The sequence below is a fragment of the Chloroflexota bacterium genome, assembly GCA_040902225.1.
In the GTDB taxonomy this organism is placed as follows: domain Bacteria; phylum Chloroflexota; class Limnocylindria; order QHBO01; family QHBO01; genus CF-167.
In genome coordinates this window covers 463,686-488,127 of record JBBDXT010000007.1, presented here as the reverse complement: position 1 = coordinate 488,127, position 24,442 = coordinate 463,686, and the positions used below count along the sequence as shown (strand labels likewise).

Genomic DNA, 24,442 nt, shown 5'->3' with positions numbered 1-24,442 from the left:
GGGCAGGACGCGCCGCTCCGGTCGGAGTTTTGGTACCGATGTCCCTCGAGACCACTCCCTCGGCGGCTGCCCGCGTGACGGCGCCGCACATCGTCACCGAGCTGCCGGGACCACGTGCCCAGGCGCTCATCGCACGAGACGACGCGGTCGTCAGCCCCAGCCTGACACGCGCCTATCCGCTGGTCGCCGAGACCGGCGACGGCTACGTCGTAACTGACGTCGACGGCAACCGCTTCCTCGACTTCGCGGCCGGCATCGCGGTCTGCTCGACCGGCCATCGTCACCCCAAGGTGGTCGAGGCCATCAAGGCCCAGGCCGATCGGCTGATCCACATCGCCGCGACCGACTTCTACGAGCCACGCTACCTGGAGCTGACCGAGCACCTGGCCCGCATCGCGCCGTTCGAGGAGCGGGCGCGGGTCTTCCTCACCAACTCGGGCACCGAGGCGGTCGAGGGCGCCATCAAGCTGGCGCGCCACCACACCCATCGCCCCGGGCTGATCGCCTTCGAGGGCGCCTTCCACGGCCGCACCATGGGCGCCCTGTCGCTGACCAACAGCAAGATCAAGCAGCGCGCTGGCTTCGGTCCCCTGCTGCCGATGGTCTACCACGCTCCGTTCCCCCGCATTCGCAGCTGGAAGGAGGGGTCCGGAGGCGATGGCAGCGCCGAGCTCGAGGTCCTGCGCAAGAGCATCCTGGGCCGGCTGATCGCGCCCGATGACGTGGCAGCGATCGTGATCGAGCCGATCCAGGGCGAGGGTGGCTACTTCCCGGCGCCGGCATCGTTCCTCACGGGGCTGCGCGAGCTGTGCGATGAGCACGGCATCCTGTTGGTCGCCGATGAGGTCCAATCCGGCATGGGTCGCACCGGTCGCTGGTGGGCGATCCAGCACGCAGGGGTCGAGCCGGACATCGTCACAACCGCGAAGGGAATCGCGTCGGGGATGCCGCTCGGCGCCTTCGTGGCCCGCGACTCGGTCATGACCTGGCCGGCCGGTGCCCACGGCTCGACATTCGCCGGCAACCCAATCTGCGCGGCGGCCGGCAAAGCCACCATGGACCTGATCGAGGGCGGCCTGATGGAGAACGCCGCTCGGATGGGAGCGCGCCTGCGGGCAGGGCTCGAGCAGGTCGCGAGTGAGCACGATGGCGTCCGGGACATCCGGGGCGTGGGCCTGATGCTGGGGGTGGAGTTCGCCAGCCACCAGGCCGCCAACGCGGTCGAGCTGGCCGCCTTCGAGCGCGGGCTGCTGCTCCTGGAGTGCGGCGAGGCGACGATCCGGCTCTGCCCGCCGCTGATCGTCGACGAGGCCGCCATCGACACCGCGATTCGCCTCTTCGGCGAGGCCATCGACGCCGCGGCGAGGCCGGTCAAGGGGATGCAAGAGACCGGCGGCTAGCCTCGCCGGCATGTCCGCAAAAGTCGTCCCCCTGCGCGAGGCGATCGCCGCCCACGTCCACGACGGCGACACCCTGGCGATCGAGGGCTTCACCCACCTGATCAGCTTCGCCGCTGCCCACGAGGTGATCCGCCAGGGCCGGCGCGACCTTACCCTGGCGCGACTGACGCCGGACCTCGTCTACGACCAGATGGTGGCGGCGGGGTGCGCCTCGAAGCTGGTCTTCTCCTGGCTCGGCAACCCCGGCGTCGGGTCGCTGCACGCAATCCGTCGCGCCATCGAGGCCGGCCAGCTCGAGATCGAGGAGTACAGCCACCACGGCATGGTGGCCCGCTACGCCGCCGGGGCCAGCCGCCTCCCCTTCTTCCCCCTGCGCTCATACGACGGCAGCGACCTGGCGACGGTCAATCCGCTGATCCGCCGCGTGGCCTCGCCATACGACGGGGAGGAGATCTCCGTCGTCCCGCCGCTCAACCCGGACGTCACGATCATCCACGCGCAACGCGCCGATGCCGACGGCAACGTCCAGGCCTGGGGGATCGTCGGGGTGCAGCGAGAGGCGGCACTCGCCGCGCGCCGCGTCATCGCCGTCGTCGAGGAGCTGATCGACTCATCGGTCATTCGCGACGATCCCGACCGCACGCTGCTGCCGGGGACGGTGGTGGACGCCGTCTGTGTGGAGCCGTTCGGGGCCCACCCGTCGTTCGCGCAGGGTCACTACGACCGCGACAATGCGTTCTATCGCGACTGGGACGCCGTCAGCCGCGATCCGGATCGGCTCGAGGCCTGGCTCGACGAGTGGGTGCGCGGCCTGGATGGACGAGCCGCCTACGTTGACCGGATGGGGCCCGCCAGGCTTGACGCGCTGCGCCCCGAGCCGCGCCCCTCGGGAAGCGTCGACTACGGGAGCTACCGGTGAGCGATGCCACGCCCGACGAGCTGATGATCGCGGCCGCGGCCGCCGAGCTGGCCGGGGTCCGGACCGTCTTTGTGGGGATCGGGCTCCCGAATGCAGCCGCCAACCTCGCCCGCCAATCGGTCGCACCCGACCTGGAGCTGATCTACGAGTCCGGCGTGGTGGGGGCTCGACCCACGCGCCTGCCAGACAGCATCGGCGACCCCGCGCTCGTCTCCGGGTCAGCGGCCACCATGAGCATGCGCGACCTGTTCGGCGGCTTCCTGCAGGGCGGTCGGATCGAGGTCGGGATGCTGGGCGCCGCGCAGATCGACCGCTGGGGCAACCTGAACACGACCGTCATCGGCTCATATGACCACCCCGGCGTGCGGTTGCCCGGCTCGGGCGGAGCCTGCGAGATCGCTCTCAACGCGGGGCGGGTGATCATCGTCATGAACCAGTCGATGCGCTCGTTCGTCGAACGCGTTGACTTCGTCACCTCGCCCGGTCACCGTCGCCCCGACGGCAGCGGCGGACGCCCTTTATGGGCAGGGGCTGGCCCCACGGCCGTTGTCACCCAGCTGGGCGTCTACCACTTCGGCCTGGACGGTGAGATGGAGCTGGCAGGGCTGCATCCCGGCGCGGACGGGGAGACGGTGGATGCCGGCACCGCCTGGGCAATGCGACGCGCGGCCACCGTCACGAGGTTGCCCGAGCCATCGACGGCGACGTTGGCCGCCATCCGATGGATGCTAGCCTAGATGGACATGGAGGCGTTTCGGGAGCGAAATCGTCCGATGGCCGCCCTCATCGTTCTCCTCGCGTTGCTGGAGGGCGTTGCGGTCCCTCTTCTGGCGGCAGCTTTCGGCTTCGATCTTCCCGCGGCTGCGCATTTCGGATCGCTCATCGACCGGGGGCCTGGAGTAGCCGAGCTGCTGCGCTGGGGCGCCCTCCTCGACATGGCGGGCTACCTGGTGTTTGCCCTGGTGGTGCTCTATGTCGGTGGACGGTTGCAGCAGGGCAATGCTCTCGTCGTCTCGGCGCTCACGGTGGGCGGTCTCGGAGCGGTGCTCATCGGTGCCGTCGGCGCCGTGCTCCTCGCGACCATCGGACCGTCGCTGCTCCTGGAATATGCGACCGCCCCGGCATCAACGCGTGAAGCGGCCCGAGTGGCCCTTGAGGCGCTCGGTCGCGGTGTGGCGGCCGGCCTGTGGGGAACCTTGGAGCTGGCCCTGCTTGGCGCCTGGCTGATCGGCGTTGGATGGCAGCTGCGCCAGGCGTGGCCGCGATTCGGTGGACTGGCATTGCTAAGCGGCATGGGCATGGTGGCGTCCAGCCTGCGCACCGGCGCGACCGGTCGGATCCTGGTTGACGTCCTGGGTCCGGTGGACCTCGTCATCGTCCTCATCATCGTGGGCTGCCTGGCCCTTCTGTTCGTATGGCTCCTGTGGTTGGCGGTCAGCCTGTGGTGGGGACGGCCGGACTCTCCAGGTCTTGGTGGCGCGAGCTAGTTCAGCAGGTCGGAGAGGCTCGTCAGCAGGAAGCCACGGTCGCGCAGGCCGGGGATCATGATCTCCAGTGCCTTGAGCGTCTGATATCCGCCCAGGTGCATCAGCACGTTCGATCCGTCGCGCGCGTTGCTGATCACCTTGGTGGCGATCTGCTGTGCGGTCGGGCCGCCGTCGGAGATCGGCTTCCAGTCGATCGTATCGATGTCCCACATGAAGGTCTTGGTGTACCCCACCGATGCCGCGGCGTCGCGCACCGCTGCGTTCACCGATCCATATGGCGGGCGCCAGTACGGGACCGGCTGCTGACCGGAGAGCTGCTTCAGGATGGCCGCCGCATCGGTCAGCTGCGTGCGAATGAAGTCGGCGGTCGGCGCCCCACCGGCGCATGGCGCGGTGGTCGGCGAGCCTCCTCCGCCGCGCACCAGGTCGCAGTGGTGCATGGTGTGGTTGCCGATCTCGAACAGCTCCGGGTGGGCCTTGATCAACGCCATCACCTGCTTGCCCTGGGCGGTCTGCGCCATGGCCCCGGTCGGAAAGATCGTCACGCACACGTGGTTGGCGATCAGCAGGTTGAGGATGTCGATCCCGGGCTCCAGCCGGCCACCCATGTCCAGGGTGAGGGCCACGCCGTGCCCGGCGTTCGGGATCGTGCTGAAGGTCTGCTGCGTGCCGGCCGCCACGCGGTTGCCCGCCCGGCATCCGCTGGGTGCGGGCGTCGGTCTGGGGGTCGGCGCGCCGGTGGGGGCTGCGGTGGGCAGCGGCGTCGCCCCCGGGTCGCCCGCCACGACCAGGATCCAGCCGGCCTGGAGCGTGTTCGGATCGCTGATGAGCGAGGGATGGGAGCTGGCGTTCCAGGCCTGGAGCTGCTGCACGGTCGTCCCCCAGGACCGGGCGATCGACGAGAGCGTATCGCCCCCACGCACCGTGTAGGTCGTTCCAGACGGGCCGGCGGTCACGCTCGGCGCGGACGATTCGACCTCGCTCGGCAGGATGGTGCCGAATGGCGTCTCGATCGGCGAGGGTTGCTGGCTGGCACTCCCGCTCGCACTGGGCGTCGGGCTGACGCCGGGAGCGCAGGCGGCCATCAGCAGCGTGACCGCCAGGCCGGCGGCGAGGCGGCGGGGGGTCATGGCGATCAATTAGGGTTGTAGCGAAGGTCGTCGCGACTGATCGGCGGCATGGCGCCATCAGCGAGGAGGCGCGCTTCACGGCGCAGCAGGCTGAGCTCAGCTTCGAGGCGGCTCGCACCGTCGGGCAGCTCCAGCAGCTGCTGCTTGCGGTTCAGCTCGATCTGCAGCACCCCGGCCACCGCGTAGCTGGCGGCCAGGGGGTCGTCCGGCAGCCGGATCGGCTTGAGCACCTCGTCGAGGGAAGCGGCCACGTCGGTGATCTCCTGTGATTCTCGCCCTACAGACGCAGCCGACGCCACGAAGCGTTTCACCGTGTCGAGGTAGGCATCCAGTGCTGCCTGCACTTCCGGGAGCAGCCGACCCGCGGTATCGGCGTCTCCCACCGATTCCGGCAGGGGCTGGACCTCGATCAGCGCGTAGGTCCCGGACCGATCCACCGGACCCAGCGAAACGCGCTCGGCCCCGACCACCACCAGCGCCCAGCGCCCGTCGGCGAATCGCTCGGCGCGGCGCACCTCGGCCACGGTGCCCACCGAGCCCTCCGGCGCGTCATCGTCGCCACCGCTGCTGATCACGAAGCGGCCGGCATACGGGGAGCCATCGGCCAGGAGGTCGTGGGTCATGGCCCGATAGCGCTCCTCGAAGATGTGGAGCGGCAGTGGCAGATGCGGGAAGAGGACGAGGTGGAGCGGGAAGAACGGAAGCCGCATGGCCGGCCGATGGTGGCACGCAGAGGCTTATCACGCAAAGTCGCGCGCCGTAATGCTGCGCGCGCCCGATGCCCGCCCAGACCTGCTCCCGCGGCAGGTAAGATCGGCTCATGGCTGACGATCGGTCCTACATCGATGCGAACACTCGAGAGCGCGAGCGTCTGCGCGCGCTCGTCGAAGGGCTCGACGACGAAGCCCTTACCGCTCCTGTGAACGAGTACTGGACCATCGCCGGCGTGCTCGGTCACATCGCGTACTGGGACATCCGCGTCCTGGTCCTCGCCGAGAAGATCGAGCGCGGCGAGCCGTGGGCGCCGGGGGACGCCGAGCCTGACGGCGACTGGCTCAACGACTCGACCCGTCCGCTGATCCACGCGATCCCCCCGAGGGAGGCCGCGCAGCTGGCCGTGCGGATCGCCGAGCAGTGCGACGCGCTTGTCGCGGAGCTGCCCCTGGACCGAATCTTGCCCCGCGACCCCGACAGCCCGATCTGGCCTGGGCGCAGCGATCACCGCGGGGAGCACCTCGACGAGATCGAGGCCGCGCTGCGAGCGCGCGGCTGATCCCGGCCTAGACCTGCTCCTGGTCGACGAAGTCCATGTCGATCTGCGCCCGCTGCAGCTTCCCGGAGTAGTCGATGTAGACGCTCTTCCACTCGCTGAAGAAGTCGAGTGCGGCCTGCCCCACCTCGCGGTGACCGTTGCCGGTCGCCTTGGTGCCGCCGAACGGCAGGTGCGCCTCGGCCCCGATGGTGCCGTGGTTCACGTACCCCAGCCCCGAGTCGAAGTCGCGGATCGAGCGGAACGCCAGGTTGACGTCGCGCGTGAAGAGCGAGGTCGAGAGGCCGTACTTGACGGAGTTCACGATCCGCACGGTCTCCTCCCACGTCTCCACCGGAATGACCGATGTCACCGGGCCGAAGATCTCCTCCATCGCGATGCGCGCATCGGGCTTCACCTCGGTGAAGATGGTCGGCTGGAAGAAGCTCCCCTTGGAGAGGGCGGCCTCGCGCGCCGGCTCGCCGCCGATCACCAGGTCAGCCTCGTTGCGACCGATGGCGGCGTACGCCGCAATGCGCTCGACCGCCTTGTCGTTGATGACCGGCCCGACATCGGTCTTCTCGTCCAGGCCGTCTCCCAGCACCAGGGCCGCCACTCGCTTGCGGAGCGCCTCGACGAAGGTGTCATGCACGGACCGATGCACGATCAGGCGTGAAGCCGCGGTGCAGCGCTGGCCGCTTGTCCCGAAGGCCGACCAGACGGCGCTGTCCAGGGCGAGGCCCAGGTCCGCGTCCTCCCAGATGACGATCGGGTTCTTGCCGCCCAGCTCCAGGCTGACGCGCTTGAGGGTCTCGGCCGCGCGCCGGCTGATCTCGACGCCGGTATCGGTGTGGCCGGTGAAGCTGATGACCCGCACGTCCGGATGCTCGACGATGGCGTTGCCGACCTCGCCGCCCGAGCCGGTCACGATGTTGACCACTCCGTCCGGGATGCCGCCCTCCATCAGCAGCTCGACGAAGCGAATGGCGCATGCCGGCGTGTCGCTGGCCGGCTTGATGACCGCGGTGTTGCCGCAGATCAGCGCCGGGAAGAGCTTCCAGGCGGGGATCGCGATCGGGAAGTTCCAGGGGGTGATGATGCCGGCCACGCCGATCGGCCTGCGGATGGCCATCGCGAACTTGTCCGGCATCTCAGATGGCACGGTTTGCCCGAACAGGCGCCGGCCCTCGCCGGCCATGTAGTAGGCGACGTCGATCGCCTCCTGCACGTCGCCGCGCGCCTCCGGCAGGACCTTGCCCATCTCGCGGGTCATGAGCCGTGACAGCTCTTCCTTGTGCTCGGCCAGGATGCGCGCCACCTTGAACAGGATCTCGCCGCGCTTCGGCGCCGGCATGAGCGACCACGCCGGGTATGCCGCCTTCGCTGCCTTGACGGCTGCGTCCACATCGGCCGCGCTCGAGGCCGGGAAGGTGCCGATCACATCCTCGTGGTTGGCCGGGCTGAGGCTATCGAATGTCGCGCCCGACCTGGCGTCGACCCATCGGCCGCCGATCAGGTTCTTGAAGGTGGTGCTGGTTATTGTCACGGGTGGTGGCTCCTCGTAGGGCGGCGGCATCGCCGGTGAACGTCATGTCGCTTGGCACCGGATTGTACGACCGACCAGGCTCGGGCCTCGCCGCGCGGGGTCTCGGCGTCCAGAACCCCAGGATCAGGTACACGGCCAGCGCGGCCGCGGTCGATGCGGCAACGATCGGCGAGCGCGCGAACAGCAGGACCGTCATCGCCCCCGGGACGATGACCTGCGCCTTTCCCAAGATGTCATCCGGGCCGGGCCGCCAGACGTCCGAGCCGCTCGCATTGTCGCCCCGCATGACGAACCCGGCGTCCCGTGAACCCCCAAAGATCCGATGGATGACGTGCAGTCCGGCGGCCGGCTCTCCGGCCGGGATGCGGTAGGCCACGATGTCGCCTGCGCGGTAGTCGGGCTGGCGGAGCGTGACGACCAGGGAGCCCTCGTGGACGTTCGGCTCCATGCTGCGCCCCGAGACGAGGATGTAGCCCGCAGGCCCGCCCAACGCCGCGGGACGAAGCATGACGAACCAGGCCACGGCCGCGCCGAGCGCCGCGATGGTGAGCAGTGCTCCGACGAACCGTCCCATCACTTGAGGTACGTCACTACAACCTGCGGGAGGCCACTGGCCCCCTCCCGAGCATTCAGGACCAGCGGGACACCCAGCGCCGTGCCCTCGGCGCTGTCGCTCAGCCGGAACCCGAAGTCGGTCGCGGCTCCCGCGACGAAGGACTGAATGTCGGAGGTGGCCGTCCACGAGAGGACCGTGCCCGCGGCCTGGCCAAGGGTGACGTCCGCTGAGGAGGTGTTCGAAGCGGCGACTGCCGGTTGGTTGTTCCAGGTGACGGCGGCCTCGGTCCAGGCAGCGGACACGGACCTCAGGTTGATCGTGCGCGCGGCAAGCACGGCCGACGCCGTGGTGAGCCGCACCGTTGCCGTCTGCACGATTGCATCGGGAGGGATCGTGGGTGAACAGCCTGTCAGGTCGAATCGGACGAATGTCCGTCGGATCGCAAGCGAGTCGGGGCTCACATTCAGCTGGGTGTTCGTGCCGAAATTCGTCGTCGCCTGCGCGGCGTTGACACTGGCATCAGCAACCGCCGTCAGCGTGCAGGTGGTGGGCGCTCCGTATGTCTTACTCGCTCCCATCAGAAACGCGGGTGAGATGGACAGGGCGGCCGCGGCGGCAACGGACGCGGTCAGGACGCAGAGCGCGACAGCCAGCATGCCGACGACTGCCACGGCGTTCGGTCGTCCCCGCGCGCGAGCTCCGAAGCCGCTCATCCCTCCACCACGATGTAAACGGCGGTCACGGCGGTGGACAACGGCTGTGGGCCGAGCGTCACCGCCGCCGACCCGGTGAATCCGGCCGATGGGAGGGCAACCGTTCCCTCGCCAGCGCTGGTCGCCCCATTTGTCACCGTCAGGCGCAGGGTGCCGCCAGCACAGGCCGCGGCCATGGAGCCAACCGTGACGACGGTCAGACGCCCGGAGGTGTCGACCGTGTGATGGAAGGTCAATCCGTCGGTGTCACAGGCACTTACCGCCGCCGTCCCGGCTCCGATCGTAGACGCCACCAACGGCATGGCCGATGCAGCGCCCACCCCGACGGCCGCCACGATGGCAATCGGCGCGATGGCTGCCAAGAGCGAACTGCGCATATGAGATGGAAGGGCCGGGCGAGGGCCCTCCCTCAGGTCACGAGATGACGACCGAGATCTTGAGAACCAGCGCGGCGAGCACATTGTCGGCGCTGAAGGTCAGGTTCGTCGGACTCGCGGCCGGAGTGGCCAGGGTCACAGTCTGCTCGGCCAGGGAGGCGTCGCCCGCGCCGACGAGCGTGACTTTCATGGTCAACCCGTCGCAGCCGGGCGTCGCGATGCCGGTCACGTGAACGGTCGTCACCTCGTAGCCGGCGGGAGTCGCGTCGTAGGTCGTATCGAACGAAGTTGCGACTCCGTTGGTGTCGCACGAGGCCGCCGTCCCGGTCCCTGCGCCAAGCGACGAGGAGGTGACGCCGAGCGAGGCGGCCACCGCGAACACGGTCGCGAAAACCATGATTCCGACGATGAATGCAATCAGCACGCGTCTTCGACGGGCCATCAGCGACCCTCCCAGCAGGTGTGTTGTCAGGTGGCAACGGTGCGCCGCGGCACATCGACTTCCTATGGGACTTTCGGCGCGCGCCTTGGGAGTACTTGTGCCGCCGCCGGCGCCCTCGCGACTGCGGCCCGGCCCGGCCTGATGGCTCGGAGGCAAAGGTGCCGGATCGACACGAGCAGCTTGCGGGCCAGCATGGGCAGCATGATGTTCGGCTCGAAGTTGCCGGCCGCGCCAGCTGAGGTCACGCAGACCCGCGCTTGCGCTTGGCGGTGCCCTATCGCCGAGCCAACTCTCCCGTCCCCTGAGTGCCCAGCACCTCACGCACCTTGCTGACGAGAGCGGTAGGCGTGAAGGGCTTCGCCAGGAACTCGACTTCGGGATCGAGCACCCCGTGGTGCACGATCGTGTTCTCGGTGTAGCCGGACATGTACAGGACGGGCATCTCGGGCCGCAGCCGCCCGAGCTCTTCCGCCAGCTGTCGCCCGCTCATCTCGCGCATGACCACGTCGGTCACCAGCAGGTCGATGGCGCCCGCATGGTCGGCCGAAATCTGCAGCGCCATCGGGCCGCTGTCGGCGGCCAGCACGCGGTACCCGGCGCGCGACAGGGCGAGTACCGCGATGGTGCGAACCGCCTCGTCGTCCTCCGCCACCAGGATCGTCTCGGTACCTGCGGGCACCTCGGGCTCGACGCTCGACGGCGCCGCTGTCTCGGGCGTCTCGAACACGCGCGGCAGGTAGACCTTGAAGGCGGCCCCGCTGCCGGGTTCGGAGTACACCCCGATGCTGCCGCCGCTCTGCTTCACGACGCCGTACACCGTGGCCAGTCCCAGGCCGGTGCCGCCGGACCCTTCTTTGGTGGTGTAGAACGGCTCGAAGACGTGCTCGCGGACCTCGTCGCTCATGCCGGAGCCGGTGTCGCTGACCGCGATCATCACGTACGGGCCGGGCACCACCTCCGGATGGGTGGCCGCGTACAGGGCGTCGAGCTCGACTTCGGCGACCTCTACGGTGAGCTTGCCTCCCGACGGCATGGCGTCGCGGGCGTTGGCGACCAGGTTGACCAGCACCTGCTCCAGTTGGCTCGGATCTGCCCGCACCCGCAGCGGCTCTGGGGCCAGCGCGGTCATGAAGTCGATGTGCTCGCCGATGATCTGCCCGATGAGCGGCGTGAGACCCACGATGACATCGCCGGGATCGAGGACCCGTGGCGCCAGGATCTGGCGCCGCCCAAGCGCGAGCAGCTGGTGCGTCAGCGCGGCCGCTCGTTCGCCTGCCTCCACGATCTGGCCCGCCATCTTCCGGTCCTCGCCATCCGGCAGCGACTCCGCCAGGATCGAGCCGAAGCCGACCACGGCGGTCAGGATATTGTTGAAGTCGTGGGCCACGCCGCCGGCGAGGCGGCCGATGGCCTCCATCTTTTGTGCCTGGCGCAGACGCTCCTCTGTCTCGCGCAGCTCGCTGGTGCGCAGCGCCAGGTCGTCGAGCAGGATGTTCAGCGCGACGCCAAGCCTCGTCGCCGGGTCGTCCAGCTCTGGTGTCGGGGGGAGGCGCACGCGGGCGATGCTATCTCCGACGGAGGCTGCCGACATGACGGCGAACACGTCGTCGAAGGTCGGCCCTTCGGTCATGCGCCGATGCCGCGCTGGCGGAGCCAGGCGCGGGCGTCTTCCTCGTTGGCGAACGCCTTCAATTGCAGGCCGGTTCCGATCCGGAACATCTCGGCGGCGAGGCGAACGACGGGACCCATGTTGAAGAAGGCGGTCGAGGAGTCGCCGCGATGCTGCCGGAAGAAGCTGCCCCACACGGACCGATACTCGGCATCCAGGCCGGAGAGATTCCCTCCGTCGCCCAGGAGCCCGAACGGTTCTCCCTCGGTTCCGATCCAGCCGGTCATCGCGTCGACCATTACCGCTGCGTCCCGGCCCGTGGCGTGGGTCTCACCTTCGAAGCGGATGGTGGCGAGGCGGACCGCAGCGTCCCAGGTCAGGCGGATGTTGCCGCTCGCCACCGTTTCCATGCGCGTAAGTAATGGCAGTGCGGCGCGGTGGCCGTCAGGCATTGGCCGCATGTGCCTGCGTCACGCCGACGCGAACTGGTAGAGGCCCTGCGTATAGGCGGCAAGCGTATCCGTGGGCTCGCTGACCGGCGTCGTCAGGCACTGCTCGATGAATACCGTGACCAGATCGCCGTCGAACTGGCGACCGGTCTGAGTGGTCAGCTCCGCGACGGCCTGCTCTATGCGCATGGCGGAGCGGTAGGGGCGGTCGTGGGTCATGGCGTCGAAGGCATCGACCACGCCGACGATGCGCGCACCGACCGGAATGGCCAATCCGCGCAGCCCGTCGGGATAGCCGTTGCCATCCCAATGCTCGTGGTGGTAGCGAATGATGGGTGCCACCAGGCGTCCGAGCTGAAGGGGCTCGACGATGGCGGCGCCGATGCCCGGATGGCGACGCATCTCCGCCCATTCGTCCTCGCTCAGCGGAGCGGGCTTGCGCAGGATGTGCTCGGCGATGCCGATCTTGCCGACGTCATGCAGCGCCGCGCCGTAGCTGATCGCCTCGGCCTCCTCCTCCGGAAGGCTGATGGCGCGGGCCATGGCCAGCGCCATCTGGGCCAAGCGGCTGCAGTGGTGCTCGGTGGTCGGGTCCTTGGCCTCGACCGCATTCGCGAGCGCGACCAGAACGTCCTGCACGCTCTCAAGGCGGCTGAGCGCGGCCTGGGTGCGCAGGCTGGCGCGCACTCGGGCGAGCAGCTCTCCCTGCTGGAACGGTTTGGTGACGAAGTCGGTGGCACCGGCGTCGAGGCCACGCACCTTGTCGTCGAGGGCCGCAAGACCGGTGACAAGGATGACGGGAAGCAGTGCCGTGCGGCTCTGCGACCTGAGGCGACGCGTCACCTCGAAGCCATCCAAGCCCGGCATCTGCACGTCAAGGAGAACCAGATCCGGTCCGTGACGCGCGACCTGGGCAAGGGCGGCGGGCCCATCGGCGGCGTCGACGACAAGGTATTTGGCGCGCTCCAGCATCGTGCGCAGCACCATGCGGCTCGGGGCATCGTCGTCAGCGACGAGGATCTTGGTTATTCCGGTCAAATTGAGTCTCCCGGTCCAGCATGACCGGTAAGCGGGGTGCCGGCACCGACCCCAACGGGCTAGGTGCCGCCCCTACTTATGGTGCCGGGGCTGGAATGGCGCTGATAGGACCGCCGACGCGCGCGGGTGCGAGCGGTTTCAGGGATTCGGGTACGTCATACCCATCACGTCGAGGAGGCGGTCCAGCTCCTCGAGGGTGACCTTCCCTGAATCGACGTGGCCGCGCTCGATCACGACCTGGCGGATCGTCTTCCGCTCGGCGAGGGCCTGCTTGGCGATGCTCGCCGCCTCCTCGTAGCCGAGGAGCGGGTTGAGGGCGGTCGCGACCGACGGCGACCCCTCGGCGAACTCTCGGGCGCGCGCCTCGTCAGCGGCGATGCCGCTGACGCATCGGTCTGCGAACAGGACCGATGCAGATGCCAGCAGCCGGATCGACTCGAGCAGGTTGCGCGCCAGCATCGGCAGCATGATGTTCAGCTCGAAGTTGCCGGCCGCCCCGCCGAACGCGATCGCCGCGTCGTTGCCGATCACCTGGGCGCAGACCATGGAGAGCGCCTCGGGGATCACCGGGTTCACCTTGCCGGGCATGATCGAGGAGCCCGGCTGAAGGTCGGGAAGGTGAATCTCCGCCAGTCCGGCGCGCGGCCCGGAGCCCATCCAGCGGATGTCCGTCGCGATCTTGTACAGGCCGATGGCGATGGTCCGCAGCTGGCCGCTCAGCTCCACCAGCCCGTCGCGAGCACCCTGGGCCTCGAAGTGGTTGCGGGCCTCGGTGAGGGGGAGACCGGTCGACTCGGCCAGCTCCTTGATGACGGCCCCTGCGAAACCAGCGGGCGCGTTGATTCCGGTCCCGACTGCGGTTCCTCCCAGCGCCAGCTCTGCCACGCGGGGGAGCGTCGACTCCAGCCGCTCGATGCCGTAGCGGACCTGCGCCGCATACCCGCCGAACTCCTGGCCCAGGGTCACCGGGGTCGCGTCCATGAGGTGCGTGCGCCCCGACTTCACGACGTCGGCAAACTCGCGCGCCTTGCCTTCAAGTGCCGGCGCGAGGTGGGTGAGCGCAGGGATCAGGGAGGTGACCACTCCGTCGGTTACAGCGAGGTGGATGGCGGATGGGATGACGTCGTTGCTCGACTGGCTGGCGTTGACCTGGTCGTTGGGATGCACCGGCCGCCCCAGACGCTCGGCGGCGAGGTTGGCGATCACCTCGTTGGCGTTCATGTTCGACGAGGTGCCGGAGCCGGTCTGGTACACATCAATCGGGAAGTGGTCGTCCCATCCCCCGTCCGCAACCTCGAGAGCCGCCGCGCGGATGGCCTCCGCCGTCTCGGAGTCGAGCACGCCCAGCGCAGCGTTGGCGCCGGCGGCCGCGGCCTTGATCAGGCCCAGCGCGTGGATCAGCTCGGGGTCGATGCGCTGGCCGCTGATCGGGAAGTTCTCGACCGCCCGCTGCGTGGTGGCTCCCCATCGGGCGCCGGCGGGGACGTGGACGTCGCCCATCGAGTCGTGCTCGACCCGGTCGTGGGTCATCGGTTGAAGTCCTGTGCCCGCTCTATCGCGACGAACCGGATAACCGGCGGGATCAGGTATGGCAGGAGACCCTTGTTGAGGTCGTCGAGGATCAGGCTGCATCTGGCCACGAGCTCAGTAAGGAACATCCCCTGATGCGTCGGCTCGTACCTGCGCAGCTTCGCCAGCCCCTCGGACAGCTTGTTCCGCGCCCCGCGCCCGTTGCGTCGCTGCAGGTGAAGCAGCCCGGCGGCAAGCATGATCAGGCCCTGGTAGAAGTCGCGCTCCTCGTCGTCGGCTGCGCGCCAGAGCGTCTCCCAGGCCTCGTGCGCGTGCCAGTAGCGGAACCCGTTGAAGAGCGCCACTCCCCGATGCAGCAGCTCGTGCTGCTCCCTGGGATCGATCGGCGGGGTGCGACCGCGCGCCAGCGCCGGCGCATCTGGGACGGCTGGCGGTTCGGCCGACGCAGCCGCGCGACGAGGCCGCTTGCGGGGGACCGGCGTGGGCTTCGTTGTCTGCTCAGCCATCGGGCCCGATGATAGCGGTCGCGGCTCCGATGTCGGCACGCAGAAGGATCGGGACATGCCACTCACCGGCGAGTACGAACCAGGCACCTCTTCCTGGTCCCGCAGGAACGTTGAGCACTACGAGGCGACGAACGGCAAGATGGGTGGAGACCTCCGGGGCCGGCCGGTCATCGTCCTGACCTCGGTCGGCGCCAAGAGCGGCAAGCTGCGGAAGACCGCACTCATGCGCGTCGAGCACGACGGCGTCTACGCGGTGGTGGCGTCACTCGGTGGTTCTACGCGGAATCCGGCCTGGTACTACAACCTCAGCCAGAACCCGCACGTTGAACTCCAGGATGGCGCGACCAAACGCGACTACCTGGCGCACGAGGCCACGGGCGACGAGAAGGTGGTCTGGTGGGAGCGAGCCGTCGAGACATGGCGCGACTACGCGAACTACCAGATGAAGACCGATCGGCAGATCCCCGTCTTCGTGCTCGAGCCGATGGAGTAGCGGCCAACGGCGCCGGCGCCGCCCAGGTCGATCCAGGTTATGCACCCAGGAGCTGGTAGGTCGGAGGAGCGTATTGGGTGTCGCGTTCCTCCGTCGCCTCAAGTCAGTCCGTGCATCAACGGTTGGAGCAATCGGCCCCTTGGACCCCTTGCCCGATGTACCAGTCATTCCATGCATGCGCCGACCCAGGGATAGCCGGCCCGCAAGACCCCAGCTCCGACTGCGCGAATCCTCCACGCCGCGTTCACAATCTGCGCACAACTCGCCGCCAGCCTGACTCTCATCGGATCCAGCGAGGATCCACAAGACGAGGAGAGTCAGTTCAGATGGTCTTCTTCAGATTCGTTGCCGCACTGATCCTGGTGGGGCTGTTGGCGGTGGTCGGAGTGAACATCTACAACGCGGGCGTGTCGGCGGGGATCGCCGCCGACGTCGGGAACGCGATCGCCTCCGGCGCACCGATCCCGGCCGGCTACTACTACGGTCCGTACGCCGGGCAGCCGTGGGGCCACGGGTTTGGCTTCGGCGGGTTCCTGCTGGGGCTCCTGTTCCTGTTCTTCTTCTTCGGCCTGCTGCGCGCCATCTTCGGCCGGGGCCGATGGGGCGGTCACCACGGCGACTACCGCAAGGGTCGCTACGGCGGGTGGCAGGACCGAATGGGGGCCTGGCACGAGGAGCAACACGGCAAAGCTCCCGATTCCCCCGCCCCAGACAAGACCTGATCTGGGCAAGGGACCGATGTGGACGGGCGGCCGGCGCCGCCCGTCCGACTTACCATGCCAGGCGTGGCACGCATCCTCGTCGTCGATGATGAGCCGAAGATCGTCCAGCTCGTCCGCGACTACCTGGAGCGGGCGGGCTTCGCCGTCTCCACGGCTCGAGACGGGACCGAGGCGCTGATGCGAGCGCACCAGGAACGGCCCGACCTGATCGTGCTGGACCTGGGCCTGCCCCGGCTTGACGGTCTCGAGGTCACCCGCCGTCTGCGTCGCGACTCGGGGGTGCCGATCATCATGCTCACCGCCCGCGACGACGAGACCGACAAGGTCGTCGGCCTTGAGCTGGGAGCCGATGACTACGTCACCAAGCCCTTCAGCCCACGCGAGCTGGAGGCACGGGTGCGCGCTGTCCTCCGCCGCCACACACGCGACGCCGAGGCCGAAGTCCTCCGCGCCGGCGACCTGACGCTGGACATCCCCCGCCTCCGCACCGAAGTCTCCGGGCGACTCGTGGAGCTCACGGCCACCGAGTTCCAGCTTCTCACCGCGCTCGTCCGCCAGCCGGGCCGCGTCTTCACCCGCGCCCAGCTGCTCGACGCGATCCACGGCGTGGCCTTCGAATCGTACGAGCGTGCGATCGACGCCCACGTCAAGAACATCCGCCGCAAGATCGAGCCGGACCCTCGATCGCCCCGCTACCTGCTCACCGTCTACGGCGTGGGCTACCGGCTGACCGATGCGTGACGGCCGTTGGCGTCGCGGGCGACGTCCCCCATGGTGGCCCGAGGGCGAGACCTGGCCGCCTTCAGGTCCGGAAGGCTGGCGTCACATGCGCGGGCGGTTCATGTGGCGCATCGGCTGCTTCTTCGTGTTCATGGCCGTGGTCTTCGTCTCGGTGGTGGTATTCCTTGGCTGGCTGATCGGCGGCGCGATCGGGGCGGCTGCAGGAGCCGCGCCCACCATCCTCATCGGCCTGTTGGCCCTGATCGTCCTCGCGATCATCGGTCGTGCCGTACGACGGGCCGCGGCACCCGTCGGCGACCTGATCGAGGCGTCCGGCCGCGTCGAGGAGGGTGACTTCAGCACGCGCGTGCCGGAGACCGGGCCGGGCGAGGTCCGTGCGCTGGCCCGCGCCTTCAACGCCATGAGCGCCCGCCTCGAGGAGACGGAGCAGCAGCGCCGCTCCGCCCTCGCAGATGTCTCCCACGAGCTACGCACCCCGCTCACCGTCATCCAGGGCAACCTGGAGGCCCTCCTCGACGCTGTCTACCCGGCCGATGCCGCCCACCTCGAGGTGATCCTCGCCGAGACTCGGATCCTCGAGCGCCTGATCGACGATCTCCGCACCCTGACCCTGGTCGAGGCAGGCAGCCTCGTGCTCCATCGAGCGCCGACCGACCTCGGAACCCTGCTCAACGACGTGGCGGCCAGCTACCGAGGCCAGGCCGATCAGTCCGGCATCAGCCTGACCGTGACCGTCCCCGACGAACTGCCATCCGTCGACATCGACCCAGCCCGCATCCGCGAGGTCGTCTCGAACCTGCTGACAAATGCCCTCCGCCACACGCCGACGGGTGGCCGCGTCGAGCTCTCGGCCAAGTTCGAGGACGGCGCGCCGATAATCGCCATTCGCGACGCCGGCAGCGGCATCCCCGAGGACCAGCTCGACCGGATCTTCGACCGCTTCTACCGATCCCCCGACTCCCCGGGAACAGGCCTCGGCCTGCCTATCGCCAAGAGCCTGGTTGAGGCCCACGGCGGCACCATGACGGCCACCTCGGGCGTCGGCCTCGGCACGATCGTCCAGTTCACATTGCCCGCGACGTCGGACCAGACGCCACCCGACTCCTGAACGGGATTGAGTGCGGAGGAGCGCCCTGAAGGTCAGGGGGTGACTGGCGCCCTATCAACTCCATCGGCCCCTAGTCCGCGATCTTGGCCATCACGTGCTTGATGACCGTGTAGTCCTCGATGCTGTAGCTGCTCATGTCCTTGCCGTAGCCGGACTGCTTGAATCCGCCGTGCGGCATCTCCGAGGCGATCGTCAGGTGGTCGTTGATCCAGACCGTCCCGAAGCGCAGGCGTCGGGCCGCGTTCAGTCCACGCTTGATGTCCTTGGTCCAGACCGATGACGCCAGCCCGAACGGCACGTCGTTGGCCCAGCGGATCCCCTCCTCGTCATCGGCGAAGTGCTGGATGGTGAGGACCGGGCCGAAGACCTCCTTCTGGACGATCTCGGAGTCCTGCGCCACCCCTCCGACCAGCGACGGCTGGTAGAAGAAGCCCTTGGCGCCGATGGTCGAGCCGCCGGCCAGGATCTCCGCGCCGTACCCGCGAGCCCGATCGACGAAACCGGCCACCCGCTGCTGCTGGGAGCGGTGCACCATCGGGCCCATGTCGACGTCCTCGGTGGTGTAGTCGGCCACCGATGCCGGATCGCCCACCTTGATCGCGTTCACTGCCGGAACCAGCTCGGAGAGCAGGTCGTCGTACGCGGACTGGCTGACGATGACGCGGGTCGCCGCGGTGCAGTCCTGCCCGGAGTTGAAGAAGCCTGCCAGCTTCATGGTCTCCGCCACGGCCGCCATGTCGGCATCGTCGAAGACGAGCACCGGGGCCTTGCCGCCCAGCTCGAGGTGTACCCGCTTGACGGTCTGTGCCGCCGCCGCCGCGATCTCACGCCCCGTCGCCGTGTCGCCGGTGAGCGACACCATGTCGACGCCGGGGTGGCTGACGAGGTGGGCGCCGGCCACCGCACCGGGACCTGTCACGACCTGGAAGACGCCGGTGGGGAAGATCTCGGATGCCAGCTCGGCCAGCTTGATGGCGGTCAGCGGCGTCCAGCTGCTGGGCTTGAGGATGACCGCGTTTCCGGCCGCCAGCGCGGGGCCAAGCTTCCAGATGGCCATCAGGATCGGGTAGTTCCAGGGCGCCACCTGCCCGACCACCCCCACCGGCTCGCGCCGGATCATGGAGGTGTGGGTGCGCACGTACTCGCCCGCCGCCTTGCCCTCGACCACGCGCGCCGCGCCGGCGAAGAAGCGCATGTTGTCGATCCCAAACTCGAGGTCGAAGGCAGCGACTGACATGGGCTTGCCCACGTTGGCGGATTCGATGCGCGCCAGCTCGTCGGCGTGCGCCTCGACCGCGTCGGCGAACTTGTGGAGCATGGTGCTGCGCTCGGCGGGGGTGGTGAACTGCCACTCCTCGAATGCGGCTCGGGCGGCCGCGACCGCTCGGTCGACGTCGCCCGTCGTCCCCTTCGGGACCTGGGCGATCACCTCTTCGGTGGCGGGGTTGATGACATCGGTCGTCTCACCGGTCTCGGCGTCGCGCGACTCCCCGGCGATGAACATCTGGTAGCGCTCGGCGGTCAGGGTCATGGAGTGTTCTCCTCGACGAAGGGCTCCCGCAGAGGGCGGGCGGGTTGGCGCGGTGGGCTGGAGGCCGATTCTACTCGCGCGTTCGCAGCGGACGGAAGCCCCCATCGGCCGCGCGAGCCATGACGAAGAGCAGGTCGGCAAGGCGGTTGAGGTAGGGCACCACCTGCGAGTCCGGCAGACCACCCTCGTTCGTCAGCGCCACGGCCCGGCGTTCCGCGCGGCGGACGCTCGTCCGTGCCAGGTCGAGCGAGGCACCGGCGACCGATTCCCCCGGCAGCACGAACTCAACCGGCATCTCGTGTCCGGCCTCGAGCGCGTCGATCTCACCCTCCAGTGCGGTGACCATCTCGGTCGTCACCCGCGTCACGCCGTCGGTCAGCTTCTGCCGGCGGTCGATGTGCGTGGCCAGCTCTGCCCCGACGACGAACAGCTCGCGCTGAAGCCGGATGATGAGGGTGGCCAGCTGGGCCTCGGTCCGGTCCGTGGCGGCGCCGATGGCAGCCCGCGCCAGCCCGAGCGCGGACACCGCTTCATCGGCCGTGCCGTAGGCATCCGTGCGCAGGTCCGCCTTGCTGACGCGGGCGCCACCGAAGAGAAGGCCGGTCGTGCCGGTGTCGCCCTTGCGGGTGTAGATGCGCATCGGGGAGATGCTAGCGCCGCCGGCGTTGCCGGGGTTATTCCTCACGGTGCCACAACAGCGCACGACAGGCTTCCCGCGCGCGATTTCAGCACGTAGGGGACTCCGACGGCGCGTGAGCGACCGATCCATGGCAGTTTTCGGCGCCAAGCGCGCCAATGTAGTCCCAGAGGTAATAACGTGGCGACGCCTAGCCGAGAGGTGGCCGTGGCTACCAACCATGCTGGTAGAACGGCGCGTCACGACTCGCGTACGTGCGCCGGCACCAATGTCACTGGTAGCGACGCTCGTTTGCAGCCCAATCAGGCCCGAAAGGGAGGGCAGATGGGCGTTTGTACCAATGGAGCTGGTAACCCGCGAGGTCTCGGGCGGAGCTTAGAAGAGGCCGGGTGGGGGCTCCCAGCGATCGGCCAGCAGAGTCACCTTGACGGGAGGCCCGACGACCTCCTCGGTCTTGGTCTTGATGGTCTGAATCAGCTCCCCGGCCCACGGGCAGAAGGGAGTGGTGAGCACCATCTTGATCTCGGTCGGGGCGCCGCCCACCCCGATCTCCACGTTCTTGATCAGGTCGAGGTCCACGATGCTCATCCCGATCTCCGGGTCATGGATGTCGTACAGGGCGGTCATCACCTCGTCGACCTTGGCGATGTTCGAATCAATGGTCATTGCCGACCAGTCTAGCAAGGATTCGCACGGGGGCTTCCGGGCGGGCCATGTCATCTGCCCCTCAATGCCGAATACGAGAGGACAGGCGGGCCCGATGCGATGGACGGCCGCGGTCGTGTGGATTGCCGTCGCGGCGTACTACCTGAGCATCTTCCTGTTCGACCAGTTCAGGACCATCAATGACCTGGGACCGACGGTCGCATGCCTGGCGATCGCGGTCCTCATCGCCGTGGGTCGGCGCCTCGGGCAGATCGCGGCCCTCCTCGGGGCGGGACTGGCCGTAATGGCCGTAATGGCTGCGCTGGCATTCGAAGACTGGCGCTTCGCAGCAGCCTTCGTAGCCGTCGTCGTTGTCAACCTCCTCGCGGTGCGGGAGATTAATCGGGATCTGGGCCCTCCACGTTGACGCTCGGCGGGGCCGCTGCCGACGCTCACCACGAAGAACGCGGCCGGGGCCTCGGCTACACCAGGCGGGAGAAGAAGGTCGGGCGGGCGGCGGGAACGGTGGGGCGGACGCGGGTGTAGCCCTCGTAGACGACTCCATCACGGTCGAGCGCCGCGCGCAGCTCGGCGATCTCCTCGGCGACGTCCGTCTGGCTGGCGTGGCAGGCCAGGGCGGCCAGCTTGCGGCCGGCCACCTCGGTGATCTCGATTCGGTGGCTGGCTGCCCCCTCCTCCGGGGAGAGGTCGTATCGACGCTGGCCGGGCCCAAAGACCGGTGCGACCACGTACACCGCGTGTGGGGCAATCCCGGACTCAGCCAGGCGCTCGACCGCCCAGCGAGTCGCCGCGCCGACCACCACGTGATCCGTGTCGTTGGTGACGCCGTGTGCGCCGAAGGTGATGACCGCGTCCGGCCTGCGATCGGCAAGCCACAGCGCGATCTCGTCGACCAGGGTCGAGAAGGGAACCTCGGCCAGGCGACCATCGGGGTGGTCGACCACGGTCACCTCGTCCATCCCGATCTTGGCGGCCGCGCAGCGCATCTCCTCTTCGCGAGTATCGGCCAGGTCGAGGTCAGGTGATCGCTCGGGGTTGCCGGCCTCTCCCCGGGTGAGGAGCAGCAGCCGCACGGTCCGGCCCGCGTCGTGCGCCAGCGAGAGGGCGCCGGCCGCGGTGAAGCTCTCGTCGTCGGGGTGCGCGAAGACGGCCGCCAGGCCGCCGATCGGCTCGCGCTGACGATCGGTCACCGATCCTCCTCGTCTTCGTCGCTCAGGGTTCGCCAGCCGCGCGTCGCGACGGCGACCCGCATGGTACGCAGCACGGCGACCTTGGCGCTGGCCACCTCGGCGATGAACCGCAGGGTGCCCGGCTCGTCCAGGTCCGATCCGGAAGGGGCCGAGTCTCGACCGACGTTGAGCCAGGCCAGGTGGTATCGGTCCATCCGGCCCCAGACGCGCTCGAGCAGCTCGTCGGAGTTGAGCAGCCAGGCGCGGAAGAGATCCCAGTGCGGGGTTGCGACGAGCGCGTCGCCGTCGGCGATCAGCTGATCGGTCTGTTCCAGGAACTGACGGCGGGACATCACCGTGCGCCTGGAGGTCGGGCTGGCCACGGTCCGAGGATACGGCAGCGCGAGCACGGCCGCCCCGTTCGTACTATTGCCGCTGGGGACACGAGGCTCGGACACTCGGCGGTGCACGGCCGCACCGCGAGATGCCTTTGAACCGATCAGCCGGCGTGATCATCGCGCGCACCGGAGGCCGCCCCGTGGCGGTGCTCCTGCCGCTGGCTGCCATCGGCCTGGTTCGGGCGTTTCCGTCCCTGCAGGGATCGACGCTCCCGTGGGTCGCGCCGGCGGTCGCCGCAACCGTCGCCGTCATCGCCGGCCTCGCCCTGCTGATCGCGGTCGATGCGGCGCTGGAAGGCGGCCGGATCCGCGATCTCGCCGACCTCGCCGGCCTGGGGATGATCGCGACCGCCTTTGCCGTGGTCGCCCTCGATGCTGCCGGAGTCCTTGGCCTCGGCATCGGCCTGACCTCCGCGGCGGCTGTCTTCGTCGCTGGGTCGGTCCTGCGGCAGCGGGCCATCGCCACCCGACGGGGACGGATCGTCGGCCTCCTCATTGCCATTGCGCTGGTAGAAGCCAGCCTGGCGGGCATGCTGGTGGCCGCGGGATGGTCGGTCCCGGCGCGGATTGCGCCCATCTTCCTCGCCGGCGGAGCACTGCTGGTGGCGGCCGCGGCTGCGACCAGCCTCGACGCCCCAGCCCGCGCCACCGCGCTCGGCATCGCGGCGTCGTCCGTGGGGGCCATCGCAGTTGGCCGCTCCTCCGGGACGGAGAGCCTGATTGGTCCCTTGGGCATGGCCCTGGCCGCGCTGGTGCTCGGCTGGCGGCTGCTGGCCAGCCGCGCGCACCGGACCGCGGTCGCTGAGCCCGCTCCGGCCGTTCACGAACGACCCGCCGCTTCTGAAAGCCCGCCCGAGTACGACGAGCTCGCTCGCCTGACGCGCGAGCTGCGAGCCACGCTGGACGACCTGGTCGCCGCGCGCCACCTGATCGAGCTGCAGCGGGTCGAGATCGACCGAGCGTCCAGCACCGATCCGCTGACGGGGCTTCCCAGCCGCTGGCCGACGCTCGACCGATTGCGGACCGAGGCGGCCGAGGCACGCCGCTACGCGCACCCGGTGGCGGTGGTGCTGCTCGACATCGATCGGTTCACCGACCTCAACCACGAGCACGGGCTGGAGGTCGGCGACGAAATGCTGCGCAGGATCGCACTTCGCCTGCGGGTGCGGATGCGCGAGGCCGATGCGGTGGGTCGCGTCGGCGGCGACGCCTTCCTGGCGATCCTGCCGCACACCGGCGAAGGCGGCGCCGTGATGTTCGCGCGGGCGGTCCTGGATCGGGTCCTCGAGCGCCGGGTCATGACCGAGCGGGGCGAGGTCACCGTGAGCCTCTCCATCGGGATCGCGCTGATGCGCCCTGGGATGACGCTCAGTGGCGATGAGCTCCTGGCGGCCGCCGAGGAGGCGCTCGCGTCCGCGCGGGCGGCCGGCGGCAACCGGATCGCATTCGATCGGCTCCACGGGCTGGCCCGCATTGACGAACCCGAGCGAGACGTTGAGACGCTTACCGCCGAATTCGCCGAGGGGAACGCATGACCAGGTGGCACTGGCTGGGAATTCTTCTGATCGTGCTCGGCCTTGCAGTGCTGCTCGTTGCTCCGCAGGCGCAGTCCTGCGTCATGGACTTCGACAGCACCGCGTGCGAGACAGGCGGCACGATCATTCTGAAGGTCGTGGGTCTGGCCCTGGTCGCCACTGCGGCCATCGTGCTGGCGCTGCGTGGCTCGCCGACCGAGGAGCGCCCTCCTCGGCAATCCGGGCGCAGCGGACGATCCCGACGCAACACGAGTCCTTAGACTCGCCGAGATGACAGCCAAGCTCTGGCTCGGCGCATTTCTGATCGCCGTTGGCATCGCTGCCCTGATCGTTGCACCGCAGGCTCAGTCCTGCTTCAGCGAGTCCGACAGTCGGGCCTGCGAGACGATCGGGACGATTGCCTTCAATGTCGTCGGGGTGGGTCTGATTGTCGCGGGAGGCATCTTGGTCGTGGTCGGAGTGCGCCACAAGATACGGGCCTAGAACTTATG

30 protein-coding genes are annotated in these 24,442 nt (G+C 68.9%); 13 read left to right on the top strand and 17 right to left on the bottom strand.

The genetic code is table 11. The features are described 5' to 3' along the window. Positions 1-38: 38 nt before the first annotated feature. The 4 genes from WEB29_11160 to WEB29_11145 are packed head-to-tail and all read left to right on the top strand — an operon-like array spanning position 39 to position 3,806. Positions 39-1,400 (top strand): acetyl ornithine aminotransferase family protein, encoded by a 1,362-nt coding sequence (locus WEB29_11160; GenBank protein MEX2137488.1) that lies wholly within the window; start codon positions 39-41, stop codon positions 1,398-1,400. A 10-nt stretch (positions 1,401-1,410) separates the two neighbouring features. Further along, positions 1,411-2,319, top strand: a complete 909-nt coding sequence (locus WEB29_11155; protein MEX2137487.1) for a CoA-transferase — start codon at positions 1,411-1,413, stop codon at positions 2,317-2,319. Beyond that, entirely contained in the window at positions 2,316-3,056 is a 741-nt protein-coding gene (locus WEB29_11150; GenBank protein MEX2137486.1) for a CoA-transferase, read from the top strand. Before WEB29_11155 ends, WEB29_11150 begins: the two co-directional genes overlap by 4 nt. 6 nt (positions 3,057-3,062) lie before the next feature. Next, on the top strand, positions 3,063-3,806 hold the full coding sequence (locus WEB29_11145; GenBank protein MEX2137485.1) for a hypothetical protein: 744 nt from the start codon (positions 3,063-3,065) through the stop codon (positions 3,804-3,806). Here WEB29_11145 and WEB29_11140 read toward each other — a convergent pair. After that, positions 3,803-4,936, bottom strand: a complete 1,134-nt coding sequence (locus tag WEB29_11140) for a polysaccharide deacetylase family protein (protein ID MEX2137484.1) — start codon at positions 4,934-4,936, stop codon at positions 3,803-3,805. The two genes, WEB29_11145 and WEB29_11140, sit on opposite strands and share 4 nt — an antisense overlap. 5 nt (positions 4,937-4,941) lie before the next feature. Then, the gene (locus tag WEB29_11135; protein ID MEX2137483.1) at positions 4,942-5,646 is read right to left on the bottom strand and encodes an LON peptidase substrate-binding domain-containing protein; all 705 of its coding nucleotides are present in this window, start codon (positions 5,644-5,646) and stop codon (positions 4,942-4,944) included. A gap of 110 nt (positions 5,647-5,756) precedes the next feature. Between WEB29_11135 and WEB29_11130 the strand changes: the two genes are divergently transcribed. Next, complete coding sequence (locus tag WEB29_11130) at positions 5,757-6,209, top strand: DinB family protein (protein MEX2137482.1); 453 nt, start codon at positions 5,757-5,759, stop codon at positions 6,207-6,209. A 7-nt stretch (positions 6,210-6,216) separates the two neighbouring features. On the opposite strand, the gene WEB29_11125 is transcribed toward WEB29_11130, so the two are convergent. The 10 genes from WEB29_11125 to WEB29_11080 all read right to left on the bottom strand — a co-directional run bounded on the left by WEB29_11125 (position 6,217) and on the right by WEB29_11080 (position 14,951). Then, positions 6,217-7,731: an aldehyde dehydrogenase family protein gene (locus WEB29_11125; GenBank protein ID MEX2137481.1), complete on the bottom strand. Its 1,515-nt coding sequence runs from the start codon at positions 7,729-7,731 to the stop codon at positions 6,217-6,219. Next, positions 7,652-8,305, bottom strand: coding sequence for a signal peptidase I (locus WEB29_11120; protein ID MEX2137480.1), 654 nt, complete (start codon positions 8,303-8,305; stop codon positions 7,652-7,654). The genes WEB29_11125 and WEB29_11120 overlap by 80 nt, the downstream gene beginning before the upstream one ends. Next, positions 8,305-9,000: a DNRLRE domain-containing protein gene (locus tag WEB29_11115; protein MEX2137479.1), complete on the bottom strand. Its 696-nt coding sequence runs from the start codon at positions 8,998-9,000 to the stop codon at positions 8,305-8,307. The genes WEB29_11120 and WEB29_11115 overlap by 1 nt, the downstream gene beginning before the upstream one ends. Then, the gene (locus WEB29_11110) at positions 8,997-9,377 is read right to left on the bottom strand and encodes a hypothetical protein (protein MEX2137478.1); all 381 of its coding nucleotides are present in this window, start codon (positions 9,375-9,377) and stop codon (positions 8,997-8,999) included. The genes WEB29_11115 and WEB29_11110 overlap by 4 nt, the downstream gene beginning before the upstream one ends. Positions 9,378-9,414: 37 nt before the next feature. Continuing rightward, positions 9,415-9,819: a hypothetical protein gene (locus WEB29_11105; GenBank protein ID MEX2137477.1), complete on the bottom strand. Its 405-nt coding sequence runs from the start codon at positions 9,817-9,819 to the stop codon at positions 9,415-9,417. Between the two features lie 274 nt (positions 9,820-10,093). Next, on the bottom strand, positions 10,094-11,449 hold the full coding sequence (locus tag WEB29_11100) for an ATP-binding protein (protein MEX2137476.1): 1,356 nt from the start codon (positions 11,447-11,449) through the stop codon (positions 10,094-10,096). Next, the gene (locus WEB29_11095; GenBank protein MEX2137475.1) at positions 11,446-11,838 is read right to left on the bottom strand and encodes a hypothetical protein; all 393 of its coding nucleotides are present in this window, start codon (positions 11,836-11,838) and stop codon (positions 11,446-11,448) included. Before WEB29_11095 ends, WEB29_11100 begins: the two co-directional genes overlap by 4 nt. A gap of 60 nt (positions 11,839-11,898) precedes the next feature. Next, positions 11,899-12,915, bottom strand: a complete 1,017-nt coding sequence (locus tag WEB29_11090; protein ID MEX2137474.1) for an HD domain-containing phosphohydrolase — start codon at positions 12,913-12,915, stop codon at positions 11,899-11,901. A gap of 138 nt (positions 12,916-13,053) precedes the next feature. Further along, a complete protein-coding gene (locus WEB29_11085) occupies positions 13,054-14,445 on the bottom strand; it encodes a class II fumarate hydratase (protein MEX2137473.1) in 1,392 nt (463 codons plus the stop codon). Further along, on the bottom strand, positions 14,442-14,951 hold the full coding sequence (locus WEB29_11080; GenBank protein ID MEX2137472.1) for a DUF309 domain-containing protein: 510 nt from the start codon (positions 14,949-14,951) through the stop codon (positions 14,442-14,444). Before WEB29_11080 ends, WEB29_11085 begins: the two co-directional genes overlap by 4 nt. 55 nt (positions 14,952-15,006) lie before the next feature. Between WEB29_11080 and WEB29_11075 the strand changes: the two genes are divergently transcribed. From WEB29_11075 to WEB29_11060, 4 genes are all read left to right on the top strand, one after another. Next, complete coding sequence (locus tag WEB29_11075) at positions 15,007-15,444, top strand: nitroreductase family deazaflavin-dependent oxidoreductase (protein MEX2137471.1); 438 nt, start codon at positions 15,007-15,009, stop codon at positions 15,442-15,444. Between the two features lie 326 nt (positions 15,445-15,770). Then, positions 15,771-16,166: a hypothetical protein gene (locus WEB29_11070; GenBank protein ID MEX2137470.1), complete on the top strand. Its 396-nt coding sequence runs from the start codon at positions 15,771-15,773 to the stop codon at positions 16,164-16,166. Positions 16,167-16,220: 54 nt separating this feature from the next. After that, positions 16,221-16,907 (top strand): response regulator transcription factor, encoded by a 687-nt coding sequence (locus tag WEB29_11065; GenBank protein ID MEX2137469.1) that lies wholly within the window; start codon positions 16,221-16,223, stop codon positions 16,905-16,907. Between the two features lie 85 nt (positions 16,908-16,992). Then, positions 16,993-18,015, top strand: a complete 1,023-nt coding sequence (locus tag WEB29_11060) for an ATP-binding protein (protein MEX2137468.1) — start codon at positions 16,993-16,995, stop codon at positions 18,013-18,015. A gap of 70 nt (positions 18,016-18,085) precedes the next feature. Here the strand turns inward: WEB29_11060 and WEB29_11055 are convergent, their stop codons facing one another. From WEB29_11055 to WEB29_11045, 3 genes are all read right to left on the bottom strand, one after another. Beyond that, a complete protein-coding gene (locus WEB29_11055) occupies positions 18,086-19,546 on the bottom strand; it encodes a gamma-aminobutyraldehyde dehydrogenase (GenBank protein MEX2137467.1) in 1,461 nt (486 codons plus the stop codon). A gap of 70 nt (positions 19,547-19,616) precedes the next feature. After that, positions 19,617-20,186, bottom strand: a complete 570-nt coding sequence (locus WEB29_11050) for a cob(I)yrinic acid a,c-diamide adenosyltransferase (protein ID MEX2137466.1) — start codon at positions 20,184-20,186, stop codon at positions 19,617-19,619. 372 nt (positions 20,187-20,558) lie between these two features. Continuing rightward, positions 20,559-20,849: an iron-sulfur cluster assembly protein gene (locus WEB29_11045; GenBank protein MEX2137465.1), complete on the bottom strand. Its 291-nt coding sequence runs from the start codon at positions 20,847-20,849 to the stop codon at positions 20,559-20,561. A gap of 94 nt (positions 20,850-20,943) precedes the next feature. Here WEB29_11045 and WEB29_11040 point away from each other — a divergent pair, with 94 nt between their 5' ends. Further along, on the top strand, positions 20,944-21,255 hold the full coding sequence (locus tag WEB29_11040; protein ID MEX2137464.1) for a hypothetical protein: 312 nt from the start codon (positions 20,944-20,946) through the stop codon (positions 21,253-21,255). Positions 21,256-21,310: 55 nt separating this feature from the next. Here WEB29_11040 and WEB29_11035 read toward each other — a convergent pair whose 3' ends face one another. Further along, a complete protein-coding gene (locus tag WEB29_11035) occupies positions 21,311-22,039 on the bottom strand; it encodes a PIG-L deacetylase family protein (GenBank protein MEX2137463.1) in 729 nt (242 codons plus the stop codon). Then, positions 22,036-22,401, bottom strand: coding sequence for a hypothetical protein (locus WEB29_11030; GenBank protein MEX2137462.1), 366 nt, complete (start codon positions 22,399-22,401; stop codon positions 22,036-22,038). The genes WEB29_11035 and WEB29_11030 overlap by 4 nt, the downstream gene beginning before the upstream one ends. 125 nt (positions 22,402-22,526) lie before the next feature. On the opposite strand from WEB29_11030, the gene WEB29_11025 reads away from it, so the two are divergent. Genes WEB29_11025 through WEB29_11015 form a run of 3 tightly spaced genes read left to right on the top strand, consistent with a single transcriptional unit; the run spans position 22,527 to position 24,434 of the window. Then, a complete protein-coding gene (locus tag WEB29_11025; protein ID MEX2137461.1) occupies positions 22,527-23,951 on the top strand; it encodes a GGDEF domain-containing protein in 1,425 nt (474 codons plus the stop codon). Continuing rightward, the gene (locus WEB29_11020) at positions 23,948-24,211 is read left to right on the top strand and encodes a hypothetical protein (GenBank protein ID MEX2137460.1); all 264 of its coding nucleotides are present in this window, start codon (positions 23,948-23,950) and stop codon (positions 24,209-24,211) included. Before WEB29_11025 ends, WEB29_11020 begins: the two co-directional genes overlap by 4 nt. 10 nt (positions 24,212-24,221) lie before the next feature. Beyond that, complete coding sequence (locus tag WEB29_11015) at positions 24,222-24,434, top strand: hypothetical protein (protein MEX2137459.1); 213 nt, start codon at positions 24,222-24,224, stop codon at positions 24,432-24,434. Positions 24,435-24,442: the final 8 nt, after the last annotated feature.